This is a genomic window from Billgrantia sp. NRB1, from assembly GCF_056921725.1.
The window spans coordinates 1,313,479-1,329,027 of record NZ_CM167783.1 but is presented as its reverse complement, the minus strand read 5'-3'; the positions used below and the strand labels follow the sequence as shown (position 1 = coordinate 1,329,027).

General features: G+C 68.4%; 11 protein-coding genes. 4 read left to right on the top strand and 7 right to left on the bottom strand.

Annotated elements, in window-relative coordinates; all coding sequences use genetic code 11:
* The first annotated feature begins 537 nt into the window (after positions 1 to 537).
* The 3 genes from ACZIYR_RS06015 to ACZIYR_RS06005 all read left to right on the top strand — a co-directional run bounded on the left by ACZIYR_RS06015 (position 538) and on the right by ACZIYR_RS06005 (position 5,373).
* Positions 538 to 1,620, top strand: coding sequence for an efflux RND transporter periplasmic adaptor subunit (locus tag ACZIYR_RS06015; protein WP_483528555.1), 1,083 nt, complete (start codon positions 538 to 540; stop codon positions 1,618 to 1,620).
* Positions 1,620 to 4,733 carry an efflux RND transporter permease subunit gene (locus ACZIYR_RS06010; RefSeq protein WP_483528554.1) on the top strand — a complete coding sequence of 1,038 codons (3,114 nt, stop codon included), beginning with the start codon at positions 1,620 to 1,622 and terminating at the stop codon, positions 4,731 to 4,733. The genes ACZIYR_RS06015 and ACZIYR_RS06010 overlap by 1 nt, the downstream gene beginning before the upstream one ends.
* A gap of 160 nt (positions 4,734 to 4,893) precedes the next feature.
* Positions 4,894 to 5,373 (top strand): group I truncated hemoglobin, encoded by a 480-nt coding sequence (locus tag ACZIYR_RS06005; RefSeq protein WP_483528553.1) that lies wholly within the window; start codon positions 4,894 to 4,896, stop codon positions 5,371 to 5,373.
* Positions 5,374 to 5,712: 339 nt separating this feature from the next.
* Here the strand turns inward: ACZIYR_RS06005 and ACZIYR_RS06000 are convergent, their stop codons facing one another.
* The 7 genes from ACZIYR_RS06000 to ACZIYR_RS05970 form a co-directional block, all read right to left on the bottom strand.
* Entirely contained in the window at positions 5,713 to 6,138 is a 426-nt protein-coding gene (locus ACZIYR_RS06000) for a DUF3617 domain-containing protein (RefSeq protein ID WP_483528552.1), read from the bottom strand.
* A 101-nt stretch (positions 6,139 to 6,239) separates the two neighbouring features.
* On the bottom strand, positions 6,240 to 8,819 hold the full coding sequence (locus ACZIYR_RS05995; protein WP_483528551.1) for an EAL domain-containing protein: 2,580 nt from the start codon (positions 8,817 to 8,819) through the stop codon (positions 6,240 to 6,242).
* 99 nt (positions 8,820 to 8,918) lie between these two features.
* A complete protein-coding gene (locus ACZIYR_RS05990; protein WP_483528550.1) occupies positions 8,919 to 9,311 on the bottom strand; it encodes a hypothetical protein in 393 nt (130 codons plus the stop codon).
* 23 nt (positions 9,312 to 9,334) lie between these two features.
* A complete protein-coding gene (locus ACZIYR_RS05985) occupies positions 9,335 to 10,885 on the bottom strand; it encodes a c-type cytochrome (protein ID WP_483528549.1) in 1,551 nt (516 codons plus the stop codon).
* A gap of 7 nt (positions 10,886 to 10,892) precedes the next feature.
* Complete coding sequence (locus ACZIYR_RS05980; protein ID WP_483528548.1) at positions 10,893 to 12,248, bottom strand: NADH:flavin oxidoreductase; 1,356 nt, start codon at positions 12,246 to 12,248, stop codon at positions 10,893 to 10,895.
* The gene (locus ACZIYR_RS05975) at positions 12,245 to 13,153 is read right to left on the bottom strand and encodes a hypothetical protein (RefSeq protein WP_483528547.1); all 909 of its coding nucleotides are present in this window, start codon (positions 13,151 to 13,153) and stop codon (positions 12,245 to 12,247) included. Before ACZIYR_RS05975 ends, ACZIYR_RS05980 begins: the two co-directional genes overlap by 4 nt.
* A gap of 29 nt (positions 13,154 to 13,182) precedes the next feature.
* Positions 13,183 to 14,991, bottom strand: coding sequence for a peroxidase family protein (locus ACZIYR_RS05970; protein ID WP_473032851.1), 1,809 nt, complete (start codon positions 14,989 to 14,991; stop codon positions 13,183 to 13,185).
* Positions 14,992 to 15,135: 144 nt separating this feature from the next.
* On the opposite strand from ACZIYR_RS05970, the gene ACZIYR_RS05965 reads away from it, so the two are divergent.
* The gene (locus ACZIYR_RS05965; RefSeq protein ID WP_483528546.1) at positions 15,136 to 15,546 is read left to right on the top strand and encodes a hypothetical protein; all 411 of its coding nucleotides are present in this window, start codon (positions 15,136 to 15,138) and stop codon (positions 15,544 to 15,546) included.
* Positions 15,547 to 15,549 lie beyond the last annotated feature (3 nt).

The following is a 15,549-nucleotide window of genomic DNA, read 5'->3' as shown; positions in this document are numbered from 1 at the left end:
TTACGCTTGGAGAATCTTGCAGGGGAGTAGGAGTATCTTGCAGCTCGGCTGGGGCGAGCTGGCGGGCGGGGCACCCTGAAGGAAAAGCGGCGGCGGGCAGGGTCAAGGGGCGTATAGCCCGAGAGCGAGCCAGTTTCCGGGATGGCGGGCGGCACCTTTTGCCTGGTACAGTGTCTGTACAAGAATTATCGGCCTGCAAGCCGCCTGACGTTTTTTGGACCATCGCAGACTGGCGTTGGCGTGAACTGGGTGGGAGGGAGCTTCAGCTCGCGAAGTAGCGCGCAGCGCTACCCATGGGGCGCCTGCGGCGCCTTCGTTGAAGCGTCGAACCGCCGGCAGAGCCGGCCTCCCACCATAAAACTTGCCAAACTTGTTCACGCCAAAGTGCGGAGAACCCGTTTTTGTGGGGGCCGTCCACTGGATTCTGGTTGCCGTCCGGCCGCTTAACGAATTTTGTCGCATTGTTCGGCGTCCAAGAGGTCATCTGCTGTGTGACAATGATCTTGCCCAGTGCCAACCACCCGATCGAGCCGTCCCATGTATCGATTCTCGCTACCCTTTTCCCTGCTGCTGGCCCTGCTGCTGCTCACGGCGACTGCCGCCGCGGCGGAGCCGCGCACCCCGGTGATCGCCTCCCGGGTGGCCGTCGAGCCCTGGTCCGACCCGCTGGAGGCGCTGGGCACCCTGCGCGCCGACGAGAGCGTGACGCTCTCCGCCACGGTGACCGAGACCGTGGCGGAGCTGAACTTCCGCGACGGCGACGTGGTGGAGGCCGGCGAGCTGCTGGTACGCCTGGCCGACGACGAGCAGCAGGCCAACCTGCGCGCCGCCCAGGCGCTGCGCGACGAGCGACGCAACGCGGTCAACCGCCTCAGCCAGCTGCAGGAGCGCAACATGGCGCCGCGGGCCGACGTGGAGGACAGCCAGGCACGGCTGCGCCAGGTGGAGGCGGAGATCCAGGGCCTGGAGGCGCGGCTGGCCCACTACCGCCTGCGCGCCCCCTTCGCAGGCCGGGTGGGCTTTCGCAATATCAGCGTGGGCAGCCTGGTCACCCCCGGCACGGCGCTGGTCACCCTGGACAAGCTCGACGTGATGAAGCTCGACTTCAGCGTGCCGGAGCTGTTCCTGGCGATCCTCGAGCCGGGCCTGCCGCTGACCGCGCGCAGCGCCGCCTTCCCGGAGGAGACCTTCGAGGGCGAGGTGGCCAGCATCGGCTCCCGGGTCGACCCGGTGAGCCGCAGCGTGACGGTGCGCGCCGAGCTGGCCAATCCCGAGCTGCGGCTGCGCCCGGGCATGCTGATGGAGGTGGTGGTGCAGCGCCGCCCCCGGGACGCCGTGGTGGTGCCGGAGAGCGTGCTGATTCCCAGCGGCCAGCGCCAGTACGTGATGGTGATCGACGAGGCCAACGACAACCGCCTGGAGCGGCGCCGGGTGACGGTGGGCGAGCGGCGCACCGGCCAGGCGGAGATTGTCGAGGGCCTGGCGGCCGGCGAGCTGGTGGTGAGCCACGGCCTGCAGCGCACCCACGAGGGCGAGAACGTGCGGCTGCTGGGCATCGCCGATGACGCCACCTCGATCCGGGAGATCCTCGAGGCGACCCGCGGCGAGGACAGCGCCTGATGCGCCTCTCCGATCTCTCCGTGCAGCGCCCGGTGCTGGCCACCGTGCTGGCGCTGCTGATCGTGGCCTTCGGCCTGCTGGCCATGGACCGCCTGCCGCTGCAGGAGTATCCCTCCATCGACCCGCCGGTGGTCTCCATCGACACCCGCTATCCCGGGGCCTCGGCAAGCGTAGTGGAAACCCGCATCACCCAGCTGCTGGAGGATCGCATCGCCGGGGTCGAGGGGATCGAGCTGATCACCTCCTCCAGCGAGGACGGCCGCTCGCGGATCAATATCGAGTTTCGCCTGGACATGGATATCGACGCCGCGGCCAACGATGTCCGCGACCGGATCTCCGGGGCGCTGCGCAACCTGCCCGACGACGCCGACCCGCCCGAGGTCCAGAAGGCCGACTCCAGCGAGGAGGTGGTGCTGTGGCTGTCGCTCTCCGGCGAGGATTACAGCGTGCCCGAGCTGACCGACTACGCCGACCGCTACCTGGTGGACGGCTTCTCGGTGCAGCCCGGGGTGGCCCGGGTGCGGGTGGGCGGCGGGCGCGAGTACGCCATGCGGGTGTGGCTCGACCGCAACGCCCTGGCGGCCCGCAACCTGACGGTGAGCGACGTGGAGAGCGCGCTGCGCGCCGAGAACGTGGAGCTGCCGGCGGGCGCCATCGAGTCCCGGGACCGCCAGTTCCGGGTGCGCCTGCCGCGCAGCTTCAACCAGCCGGAGGACTTCTCGCGCCTGGCGCTGACCCAGGGCGAGGACGGCTACCTGGTGCGCCTGGGCGACGTGGCCCGGGTGGAGGTCGGCTCGGTGGAGGACCGCTCGGTGTTCCGCGCCAACGGCGTGCCCATGGTGGGGCTGGGGATCATGAAGCAGTCCACCGCCAACGTGCTGGAGGTCTCCCAGGGCGTGCAGGAGGAGCTGGCGCGGATCCAGGAGAGCCTGCCGGAGGGCATGTCGCTCTCCCTCAACTACGACGCCTCGGTGTTCGTCTCCGGCGCCATCCAGCAGGTGGTGATCACCCTGTTCATCGCCCTGGGGCTGGTGGTGGTGGTGATCTTCCTGTTCCTGGGCAACGTGCGCACCACCCTGATCCCCGCGGTGACGGTACCGGTGGCGATGATCGGCGCCTTCATGGCGCTGGCGCTGATGGGCTTCTCGATCAACCTGCTGACCCTGCTGGCCCTGGTGCTGGCCATCGGCCTGATCGTCGACGACGCCATCGTGGTGCTGGAGAACATCCACCGGCGCATGCACGACTACGGCGAGACGCCGCTGGTGGCGGCCTTTCGCGGCACCCGCCAGATCGCCTTCGCGGTGATCGCCACCACCCTGGTGCTGATCGCGGTGTTCGTGCCGCTGGGCTTCCTGCAGGGCAACATCGGCCGGCTGTTCACCGAGTTCGCCCTGACCATGGCCGCCGCGGTGGCCATCTCCAGCGTGCTGGCGCTGTCGCTGACGCCGATGATGGCCTCCAAGATCCTCAAGCCCTCCATGCACGAGGGGCGCATCGCCCTGGCGGTGCAGTGGTTGCTGGAGCTCTCCCAGCGGGTCTACCGCTTCCTGCTGGTGTGGGTGCTCAAGGCCCGGCTGGCGGTGCTGGCGGTGTTCGTGGCGCTGATCGCCGCCACGGTGTGGCTGGCCGACCTGCTGCCCAGCGAGTATACCCCCCAGGAGGACCGCGGCAGCTTCATCATCCTGGTCAACGGGCCCGAGGGCGCCACCTTCGACTATGTGATGGACTACATGGACGAGATCGAGACGCGCCTGGAACCGCTGCGCGAGGCCGGCGAGCTGGAGCGGGTGCTGGTGCGCGCCCCGCGCGGCTTCGGCAATATCGAGAACTTCAACGGCGGCTTCGTGATTATCGGCATGGCCCCCTGGGGAGAGCGCCGCGACGCCTGGACCATCATGGAGGAGGTGCGCGGCAAGCTGGCGGGCCTGCCCGGGGTGCAGGCCTTCCCGGTGATGCGCCAGGGCTTCGGCCAGCGCATCAGCAAGCCGGTGGAGTTCGTGCTGGGCGGCGGCACCTACGAGGAGCTGGCCGAGTGGCGCGACACCCTGATGGACCATATCCGCGAGGACAACCCCCGGCTGATCGGGCTGGACAGCGACTACCGCGAGACCCAGCCGCAGCTGCGGGTGGACATCGACTATGCCCGGGCCGCCGACCTGGGGGTCACCGTCACCGAGATCGGCCGCACCCTGGAGGTGCTGCTGGGCGGGCGCACCATGACCCGCTACCTGGACAACGGCCAGGAGTACGACGTCATCGTGGAGGGGGAACGCGCCAGCCAGGCGAGCCCCCGCGCCCTGGACAACATCCAGGTGCGCTCGTCGCGCTCGGGGGAGCTGATCCCCCTGGCCAGCCTGGTGAGCTTCTCCGACTTCGCCGGCGCCAGCACCCTGAACCGCTTCAACCGGCTGCGCGCCATCACCATCGAGGCCAACCTGGCCGACGGCTACTCCCTGGGCGAGGCGCTGGACTACCTGGAGAACGCCGCCGCCGAGGTGCTGCCCGGCCAGGCGCAGACCGACGTGGCCGGCGCCTCCCGCGACTTCCGCCAGGCCAGCGGTGCCACCACCTTCCTGCTGATCCTCGGCGCGCTGGTGGTGTTCCTGGTGCTGGCCGCCCAGTTCGAGAGCTTCATCCACCCCTTCGTGATCATGCTCACCGTGCCGCTGGCGATGAGCGGCGCCATGCTGGGGCTGTTCGTCACCGGCCAATCGTTGAACATCTACAGCCAGGTGGGGCTGGTCATGCTGATCGGCCTGGCGGCCAAGAACGGCATCCTGATCGTGGAGTTCGCCAACCAGCTGCGCGACCAGGGCCGCGCCTTCCGCGACGCCCTGCTCGACGCCTCGGTGACCCGCCTGCGGCCGATCCTGATGACCGCGGTGACCACCATGGCCGGCTCGATTCCGCTGATCGTCTCCAGCGGCGCCGGCAGCGAGTCGCGCATGGTGATCGGCACCGTGATCCTCTGCGGCGTGGCCGCCGCCACCCTGTTCACGCTGTTCGTGGTGCCGGTGGCCTACGACCTGCTGGCCCGCCACACCGGCTCCCCCGGCGACGTGAAGCGCCAACTGGAAGAGGAGATGGCCGAGGCGCCGACCGGGCGCTAAGGCCCGCCAAGCGCCCCGTGAAAGCGCGGGTGAAGCGGGAGGCGGGGGCACCCCCGCATGGCGGTTAGAGGCCGCCTGCCGCGCCTGATTTTCGGTGCGCGCCCTGCATCCGAGGACTATCCTGAGAGGTGGGATCATAACCTGTTCAAGGAGGTCCCCAATGACAACATCAACCCCCTGTCGAACCCTGCTTGGCGGTACCCTCGCCCTACTGTTGACCACCCTTGGCGCCTTCGCCAGTGGCCCCGCTCACGCCGATGAAGCGCCGCTCTATGATCGTCTCGGCGGCCTGCCGGCCATCTCCCTGGCCGTCAGCGAGTTCGTCGATGACTTCATTCAGGACCCGCTGATCATGGCCAACCCGGAGGTGGCCGAACAGAAGACCGCCGAAGCCGCTCCCTATATCAAGTTCCAGGTGACGGCTCTGGTCTGCGAGCTCAGCGGCGGCCCCTGCCAGTACACCGGCAAGGACATGCGGGAGGCCCACGACGGGCTCGGTGTCACGGCGGAAGAGTGGGATCGCATGGTGGAAATCTTCGTCGCGACCCTGGATACCCTGGAGGTGCCCGAAGCGGAGCAGCAGGAACTGCTTGGCCTGCTCGGCCCCACCCGTGACGACATCGTGGTGGCGGGCGGCTGACGTTCAGCCCCCGGCGATCGCCATGCCGGCACGCGAGCCAGCGCCCATCGGGTATACCGATGGGCGCTTTTCTTTGGTTCTTCGCAGACTGGCGTGAGCTGGCTTTGTGGGAGGGACGGTTCGACGCTTCGACTTCAGCTCGCGAAGTAGCGCGCAGCGCTACCCATGGGGCGCCTGCGGCGCCTTCGTCGAAGCGTCGAACCGCCGGCAGAGCCGGCCTCCCACCATAAAGCTTGCCAAACATGTTCACGCAAAAATGCGATGAATCTTTTCTTTTGCTTTCGCGCTTACCGCGGCCTGCCCCGCCCGCCTCAGGCTGGCAAGCAGGGCGGCAGGCACTCAGCAGTCGCCGAGGCGCTCGCCGTCCACGGTGGTGCGCATGGTCATCTCGCCCATGGGGGAGTCGGCCACCACGTTGATGTTGCCTTCGACGGTCTCGCCCAGGAAGTCCATGCGACCGTCGATGTCGGCCTGGCCACCCTCGGCATAGCAGACCATCTGGTAGTCGATGCCGTCGGCGGAAACGTTGTGCTCGATCAGTTCGCAGTCGTCTTCCACTTCCAGGAACTGGAAGTCGGCGTCGTCGAGATCGCCCTGGACGATGCACTCCTGATGGGTCTCGGTCTGGTCGGGGATCGGAATGTCGCCTTCCACCGTGGTGGTGCTGGTGAACTGCCACTGCCCCGGCACGATATTGGGACTGCCCGCCACGGCGGTCAGCGGCAGGGCCAAAGCGGCAGCGGCTAGCAGGGAACGAAACGGCATGGAGTCTCTCCGGTCGATTATTGCGTGTGGTCGAGTACCGTCCTTGGCCGGCACGCCCCACAGCTTACCGCAGTCGGCCGACGATGGGGAAAGTGACGGGGTCATGAGGGAAATGAAAAGGCATCGGTCGCCAGCGACAGCTCAGACAGCGGCTCAGGGCGGCCAAACAGGTAGCCCTGGTAGGCCAGACAGCCGTGGGCCAGCAGCCACTCGCGCTGAGCATGGGTTTCCACGCCCTCCGCCGTGACCTCGAGCCCCAGGCTCTCGGCCAGGGTAATGGTGGTCTTGACGATGGCGGCGTCCACCGAGTCCTCCAGCAGATCACGGATGAACGACTGGTCGATCTTCAGCTGATCCAGCGGCAGCCGCTTGAGGTAGTTCAGCGATGAGTAGCCGGTGCCGAAGTCGTCCAGCGCGAAGCGAATCCCCCGCGCGTGCAGGTTCAGCATGGTCTCGCGCACCTGCTCGGGGTCGTCCATCAGCAGGCTCTCGGTGACTTCCAGTACCAGCCGGTGCGGATTGGCGTCGGTGGCCGCCAACACCTCCGCGACGCGCGCCACGAAATCGGGCTGGCGAAACTGCAGGGAGCTGACGTTGACCGAGATGCTCAGCGCCTCCCTGCCGGGGCACTGCGCCCAGTCGGCCAGCTGGCGGCAGGCGGTCTCCAGCACCCAGTGGCCGATGGGCAGGATGAGGCGGTTCTGCTCGGCCAGCGGGATGAAATCGCCGGGGGATACCATGCCGCGTTCTGGATGCTCCCAGCGCAGCAGGGCCTCAACGCCCGTGACCTGTCCCTGCTCATCCACCTGGATCTGGTAGTGGAGCCTGAGCTCGTTACGCGCCAAGGCCTGGTGAAGGTCGGCCTCCAGACGCACCCGCGCCATCACCGCCGCCTGCATCTCGGGGTTGAAGAAGCGCAGGGTGTTGCCGCCGGCGGCCTTGGCCTGCTGTAGCGCCATCTCCGCCTGCTGCATGGCGGCGTCGACGCTTATCTGCCCGTTGGCAAACAGGGTGATGCCGACGCTACCGGTCACCGGCATGGCCTGGCTGTCGACGTCGCGGGCGTCGAGAATGCCGGCCATCAGCTTCTCGCCCAGGCGCTCGGCGATATGGGCGGCGCGGTCGACGTTCGGCCCGAGGTCTTGGACGAGAAGCACGAACTCGTCGGCCCCGAGGCGCGCCAGGGTGTCAGTGTCGCGCACCATGCCGGACAGCCGTTCGGCCACCCGATGGAGCAGCCGATCCCCTTCGATCAGGCCCTGGAGGTCGTTGACCACCTTGAAGTTGTCCAGGTCGATGCAGAGCAGTGCGGCGTAGCGGTCGGTGCGACGGTGCCCCATGACCACCCGGCCCAATCGGTCGAGCAGCATCCGGCGGTTGGGCAGGCCGGTGAGCGAGTCGTAGAAGGTCAGTCGATGATTGCGCTGCTGGATCTCACGGTGCTCGGTGATATCGGTGGAGATACCGCACAGCGAGTGCCCTCCCGCACCGGAACCGCGCAGCGGCAACTTCACCGACAGGAAGGTGTGTTCGCTGCCATCGTGGACCAGTACCTTGGTTTCTTCAGCGACAACCTTTTCGCCACCCTCGATGACCCGCTGGTCGTTGAGCCGCAGCTCCGCTACCGTCGCCGGGTCGAAGAAGTCGGCGTCGCGCTTGCCGACGATCTCGCTCTCGGTGACCCCGAGCAGCTGGCAGGCCTTGCGGTTGGCATACTGGTAGCGAAGATCGGGTGACTTGATGTAGATGAAGGCCTCGACGCTGTCGAGGATCGCCGACAGCTTCTCCTTGCTGGCCTGAAGCTCGGCGGTGCGCCGGACCACGGTGCGCCTGAGCAGCGCCCCCACGATCAGGGCGACCCCAAGCAGCCCCGCAAGTGCCGCCATGGCCCACCAGACCCTTGCCGGCACCAGAGCAGACGGCTCGCCAGCCCCCCAGCGCTGCAAGGCCGTGGAATAGGGAGAAGAACGCGCCTCCCGCCAGCGCTCCAGGTGGTCGTCGATACGCGCCAGCACCTGGGGATGGCGGCCGCCGGCGCTGGCGTAGAACAGCCGCGCGGGCTGGAAGAGGATCGGGGTCTCCCGCAGGCCATACTCCGGCGCCTGCCAGCCGCCGAAAAGATGATTGGCCACGGCGCCATCGGCCCGGCCCTCCGCCACCGCGGCAAAACCAGCGGGGTACTCATCCACCGGCAGCCAGGCAAGCGTGACCCCGAAGCTCTCGCCCAGCCGTTCCAGGTAGACCTGCTGCATGGAGCCCTGCAGCACCGCCACCCGCTTGCCCTCCAGGTCGAGCACGGAGTCCAGCGGCGCCCCCTCCCCCTGGTACACCTGGGACCAGCTACGCAGCACCGGCACACGGTGGAAGTCCAGGGTCTCGGCCCGGGCTGCACTCCAGCCCACATCAGGCAGCAGGTCGAGCTCGCCCGCCTCCAGGTGCTCGAGGCACGCCTGCCACTGGCAGGGAACCGGCTCCAGCTGCCAGCCCTCCTCCTCGGCCATGGCCACCAGCAGGTCGCCGAGAATGCCAGAGGGGGCTCCCTGCGCGCCCAACATCAGCTTGGGCGGGTTGTGGTAGACGCCCACCCGTAAGGCATCCGCCGCCGCGAGGGCGGGCCAACCGACCAGCAGCGCCAGGCAAGCGCCCATCCAGGGCGCCGACCGCAAGGGAGGAAAGGACATCCTGTCACCCGTTTTGGTTCATTAGCTATGTATAGCAGAAAACACCCGCCATCACCGAGCGATGGAGGAGTCACGCTAAACATTCTTTTCGCTGCGGGGTCAGGGCTTGGCCATCAGGTCGCGGCGCCAGGCCCGCCAGAAGGTCACGCCCTGCAGCACAGCGAACACTGCCTCGAACAGCGCCGGCAGCCACAGCGGTCCCGTGGCGAACAGGAAGAACAGCGCGAAGAGGCCGCGAAACAGGATCGACAGCAGCGCCACCAGGCGATTGTGCAGCGGCGCCAGGGCAGCCGGCAAGTAGAGCAGCCCGACCGCGATCATCGCCAGGCCAGCATAGCGCACCCAGGTCAGCGGATAGGGCAGGTCGGCCCCCATGATGCCCAGCAGGCTGGCGGGCCAGAGCCAGAGCCAGAGGCCCAGCAGCACATTGAGGGCGATCCCCACCTGCATCACCCGCCGATAGGTCGCGAACATATCCTGTGAGGTTGGCATAGCAGTGCTCCTGGGCCAGTAGCCTAGAACGTCAGCAGGTAGTCGAGCAGCGCCGAGCGCTCCTGCGCGGTCAACTCGGTACCGTATTCATGCCCCTGGCGGCCGTTGCCGGGCAGGCGGGTGTCGAAGCAGAAGCCGGCCTCCAGAGGCTCGCCGGGCGTGCACGAAGGCGCCACGAAGCCGCCCTTCTCCTCGTCCAGCACGTCGAGCCCGCGCACGAAGGCCTCTGGGCGCTCTTCCGGGGGGAGCAGCAGGTGGTAGAGGGTCGGCACGGCCCCGTTGTGCAGGTAGGGCGCGCGCAGCCAGAGGCCGTCGAGGGGCAGGTTGGCGTAGCCGTCGGTGGTGCGGAAGTGCCGGAAGCGATAGCGCTCGTCGTCTTCGAACAGGGTCAGCTGGTAGCGGCGCAGGGTCTCGGTGTAGCTGTCGAGCCGGGCCGGGTCGACGCCGAGCCGCGCGTTGGGCTCGACCCGGCCGAGGCGCTCCCCCTCGAAGACGTAGCGGTCACCGTCCTGGTAGCCGTGGCAGTCGGCGCAGTGGCGCATGAAGAGCGACTGGCCGGCGGCCACCCCCTCGGGGTCGGGGCGATAGGGGCTGGGCGGCGGCTCGAGGTCCAGCAGCCAGTCGGCCACCCGCTCGATGGACCGGTGGTCGACGCTCTCCTCGGTTACCCCGGCGCCGATGGCGGCGCTCAGGTTGCGCTCCTGCAGCGAGGCGTTGTTGCCATCCCAGTGCAGCTCCATGCCCTGGCGGGGGCGCTGCAGGAAGATCGCCGGGAAGTCGCTGACACCGATGCGCTCCTGCTCCTCCAGCTCCGCCGCGTCCATGCCGAACTGGATCACCTTGTAGGGATTGAAGGTATCCACCCGCCCCGGCCCCCAGGGCGGCTGCACGGCCAGCAGAGGCGCCAGGGCGGCCCGGGTCTCCAGCAGTCCCTCGCGCACCCGGGGCAGGACCGCATACCGCCACACCCGCCGCTCGATCCAGCCCAGCGACTGGCCCTGCTCGTCCATGGCGGCGAGCACGCTGTCCGGCGCCAGCCTCGGGTCGTCGGCGATCTCCAGCAGAAAGCCGATAAAGCCGTAGAGATCCAGGTTGTTGGAGGGCATGCCGGCGATCTGCCGCGCCGGCTCGTCGGACGACTCGCGAACCGTGCCCACGTGGCAGAGCGCACAGTTGAACCAGGCGATCTCCACGCCCCGCACCTCCCGGGTCCCGAGGCCGACGGGCAGATCCCCGCGGCTCGCCTCGTCGCCCGGCGCGTAGAGAAAGCCGAATACCTCATAGTGCCCATCGTCGAAGACCTCCGGGAAGAGGCTCGGCAGGACCCGCCACAGCCGCACCGGCAGCCCGCTCACCTCGCTGCCGATGGAGCCGTGACGGAAGTGGGTCTCCGGGTCGGCGTAGTGACGCACCGACTCGCCGCTGTAGCGCCACAGGGTCGGCACGCCGATCGCCAGGGCCAGCAGGCCGGCCACCCCCACGGCCAGGGCGAGCAGGGTCAGCGGCAGGCGCCGCCGGCGCCGGCGGCGGGCCTCCTGTTGCACGGCGGTGACGGGCGGCTCCTGTCGTCTCATGGCGGTCTCACGGGTTCTGCACCGGCGGCACCGGGGGCAGGCGCAGCTCGGGACGGGTGTCGTAGATGGCCATCAGGGCCGCGATCATGCGCTCGTGGTCGCCGTCGAAGCGGGAGAGCTCGTAGCAGCCCAGGGGATTCTTCGGCGCATTGAGCAGGCACTTGTTGCAGAAGGTGCAGGGACGCGCCGGCAGGTCCTGCCCGGCTCGCCACTGTGCCGGCAGGTCGGGGTTGGCGATCAACGCCCGGGCGCTGGAGACCGCGTCGCAGGCCCCGCTGCCGATGGCCTCGCGCACCAGGGAGGCGCGCTGATAGCCGCCGGTGCTGATCACCGGAATCCCCACCGCCTGGCGCACGGCGCGGGCCTCGTCCAGGCTCACCCCCTCTACCGCATGGCCACGCTGGTGACGAAACCACAGCCAGCGGAAGATCCAGCGCAGCGACGCGTAGCGAAACAGCAGGTAGTTGCGGAAGGTGTCGACTCCGGCGGAGAGCATGGCGTCATAGGTGCTGGCGATGGTCTCGAAGGAGAAATCCCCCGGCGGGTTCAGGGGGTGGGGAAAGAGGCTGCCGACCGACACGTGCAGGGCGTCGGCCCCCGCCGTCTCGACCCAGCGGCACACCTGCAGGCTCTCCGCCAGGGTGTTGCCCTTGCCCTCCCAGGGCAGGATGTCGTTATGGTCCACGACACTGATCTTGACCTGCAGGTGGAAGTCCGGCCCCACACGCTGGCGGATGGCGCGAATCACCTCCAGCAGGAAGCGCGCCCGGTTGGCCAGCGAGCCGCCGTAGCGGTCGCGCCGGTCGTTGATGGCAGAGCTCAGGAACTGGGTGAACAGGTAGCCGTTGGCGGCGTGCAGCTCCACCCCGTCGAGCCCGGCCTCCCGGGCCCGCCAGGCGCCGCGGGCGAAGGCCTCCACGGTGTCCGCGATCTCAAGCTCGCTCATGGCCCGGCACAGGAAGCCGTGCAGGGCTTCCTTGTGGTGGGTCGAACTGAGCGCCCGGCGATGCTGGTTGTGCACCCCGGGGAGATCCATCTGCCGCCCGGAGTGGCTGAGCTGCAGGATGTACTTGCAGTCGAAGCGATGCACCGCCTCGCCAAGCCGCTGCCACAGCGGAATGAAGTCATCGCGGTGGATGGTGGCGTAGCCCGCCACGATGCGCCCCTCCATCTGCACCGGCACGAAGGAGGAGATGATGGCCCCCACCCCGCCCCGGGCGAAGAGACACTCCCAGTTGAGGCGCGTCTGGGTCAGGCTGCCGTCCTCGTTGTCGAAGCGCCCGGAGATGTTCGAGCGGAACAGGCGGTTCTTGACCGCCAGGTTGCGCCACTCGAGCGGCGTGAAGATGACATCCTCGCTCATCGTGCGCCCTCCCCTGACCGGGATCCCACGGCCCGGTCCCAGATATCCGCCAGCAGCGCCAGGATGAAGCGCTGGGCCGGACAGCGCGCCCAGCTCCCTCCCATGAAGGCCAGCTCCCGGTCGCCGCTGGCCCGAACGGCCTCGGCGAGGCGCAGCAGCACCAGGTCGCCGGGCATCAGGCGCCGCGGGGCGCAGGGCGTCGACAGCGGCGCCAGCACCTGGCGCAGCAGCGTCTCCGGCACGCTAAGGCAGCGCCCCAGCACCGCCGCCGTGGAGAGGCCCGCGGCCCCCGGCGTAGCGGCCAGGGCACGCATCGCCTCCAGCGCCCCCACCAGGTTGTGCACGGCCACGCCCGTGGCATGCAGGGTCATGGCATCCCCCCGGGCCCGGTCGTGCAGCAGCCGGCGGTCCCGGCGAAGCTGCCCGCCCAGGCGCTGGCCCAGCGCCTTGAGCGCATTGATCCGCGGATAGTCGTTGAGCCGCCGAGCGGCCGCGAAGCTTGCCGCATCGGCACGGTAATCGTCGCGAAACAGCCGCCCCAGCACCCCCTGGGCGGCGGGGCCCAGTGCCACGCCCTGGTCCTGGCCGGCAACCCCAGCCACCAGGGCCCCGAAGGCCGGGTCCCGGCGCCAGGAGGACGCCTCGGCGCACTCATCCAGGCGGCGACCCAGCTCGGCATGACGCGCCTTGCGCCCCTCCGCATTACGCCCCAGCAGGGCGGGCAGCGGCTCGCCGTCGAAAACGAAGGCGCGGCGCAGGCGGGCCAGGCGCAGCCGATTGATCGCGCCGCCGCCGGCTTCCAGGGAGCGGTCGAGACGCGATTCGCCGTCGAGCAGGCGAATCTCCCGGGGGTCGGTGACCTCCAGCAGGCTGATCAGGCCGGGAAAATTGACTCGTCTGGCCACACCACCTCCCAATCCTTTCAGCCCACGATCTAGCCGCGGTTCCACGGGAAGAAGGCGTTGCGTACGCCCGCCAGCCGCGGCGCCAGGGCGGGGAAGTGGCGGCCGATGACCGATGCCATGCCGTTGTTGTCGATCCACTCCATGCCCGCCCGGGTGTAGACCTCGGGGGTGTAGTCATCGGTGAAGAAGCGGTCGCTCTTGAGGCGTCGGGAGGCCATCAGGATGAAGATCCGAAAGGCGGTATCGCTGAAGGCGAAGCCGGGCGGCGGGGTCTCCGCCAGGCAGCCGATCAGCAGGTCGACCTCTTCCACGTCGCCATAGATGGCCTCCAGCTCGCGCTGCCACTGGGGATTGTCGGTCAGCTCGGCGAAACTTGCCGGGGCCGGCATGTCGATCAGCCGACGAAAACGGCAGTAGCGCGGCACCCCGCGCTCGCGGTCGCGCAGCACGTCCACCGTGGCCAGATCGATGGTGCGATGATGCGGCGCCTGCTTCTCGTGCTGCTGCAGGTGGCGAGGAAAGTTGTGCAGCACCAGAGCGCCGGGGTGGCTGGTGCCCAGGGAGTAGAGCGCATCCTCGAGCGACACCTCCGAGTAGAGGGCCTGGGCCAGGGAGCCGGCCACCTCGGTCAGGCCGCACTCCTTGATCAGGCTGTCGTCGGCCAGGCGCCGGAAGCTGAAGTCGTCGGGGATCAGCGGATGCATGCGGTAGACGGCGCTGAACTCCTCGGTGATGGCGTAGGGCGCGGCATGGTGATCCGCCGGTGAGCCGACGATGCCGCTGAACAGCTCGCTGTCGCTGACACGCCCCCGGCTGCGGTAGAAGTGCTCGTCGAGCACGCCCCACCAGTTGGCGCGCATGCCGAGCCTAAGCTCCGGGGTGTCGAGCAGTGCCGGGGTCCACTCGACGGTATGGATCTTGGCGATCAGGGCGGCATTCACCAGCCTGGCCTTCTGGAACAGCCACTCGCCGTCGCGGTCGGGGTGCTCGATGCGCAGCCGGTCGACGATGGCGTTGTGCTCCCTGGCGAACAGGGTGTGCATCAGCGACAGCCCCACCCACCAGTTGCCATTGGTACCGGCCAATTCGATGCCGTGCTCGTCCAGCGGCAGGTGGCCATCGGGCCTGAGGTAGAGTTTGCCGTCGGCCAGCAGCTCGCCGCTCTCGGGGTCGGTGCGCACCAGGCGCTGACGGCGCAGGCTGCTGCCGTAGATCTGGGAGGCGTCCCACCACTGGGTCTCGGTATTGAGGAAGGTCGCGGGGTGCCCCTCGTCGGCGGCCGAGCGGGTGCTGTCGCGGCGGCTACGCAGCACCGTCATCTTTTCCCAGGGCCAGTCGTCGTCCTCGTCCAGGGGCACCTCGTAGCGCTCGGCCTCGGTGTCATTGCTGCCATGGCTGAACCAGTCGTGCACCATGAACTGCAGCCAGGCGGGGACCAGCACATTGAGGGTGGTCGCCGGCACGAAGGTGTCGCGGGTCATCAAGCGCCGGCTGATCACCCTGGGGCTCGGGGTCATCAGCCGCTCGCCGGTCTCGCCGAAGGTCTCGGCAGGCGGCACGTTGCGGCCGAAGCGCGTATAGGCCTTGCCCATGGCCGGTGCCGCCAGGTCATTGTAGCTGCCATCGGCGGTGCGGAATTCATGAACGTCGATCGCCTCTCTGTCGGGCGCCGGGGGTGGCTCACGCTCGGTGGAAAAGAGGTTGTGCCAGCGCAGGTTACGGCGCAGGGCCACGAGATTGAGGACGGCAATGGGGAAGGGAAATCGATACCACTGGCGGCGCCGGTTGAGGCGTCGAAACATGCGTCCAAGCAGGCCGCTACCCCGTTGATCGAACATGGGACTCCTCCCTGATCAAAACCACCGCTGCCAACCCAGGCGCCGCGAGGTTTAGAGGTCTTGATCCCGTAGGTTGAACGTGACCCTACTGAACTTGACTACTAACCTCTAGCACAGGGTTTCAGTTACCACCAGCAGGGTTCCGTGGACGCACGAGGCCAGGGAGGACAGCGGGTGATGGGCGGCTATGCGGTGGGATTTCGTACCATGGTGCTGCTGGGAGTGGCGGCCAATCTCCTCTTCGCCCTGCCGGCGGTCTTTTTTCCCAATGCGGTGATCGGCCTGGTGGGGGGCGACCCCGTTACCGAAACGGTGTGGCCCGCCTTCGCCGCCTGGCTGCTGATCCTGCTCAGCCTGTTCTATCTCCCGGCGGCATTCGATCCCTTCCACTACCGGGTGATCGCCCTGCTGACGGTCCTGGCACGCTTCGCCGGGGTGGTCTTCTTCACCCTGCTGCATCCGCAGTTTGCGCTGTTCGCCCTGATGGACCTGTTCTTCGGCGTGACCCAGGGCGTCCTGCTGCTGCTGCTTCGACGCGCCGAAAAAACGACATAATGC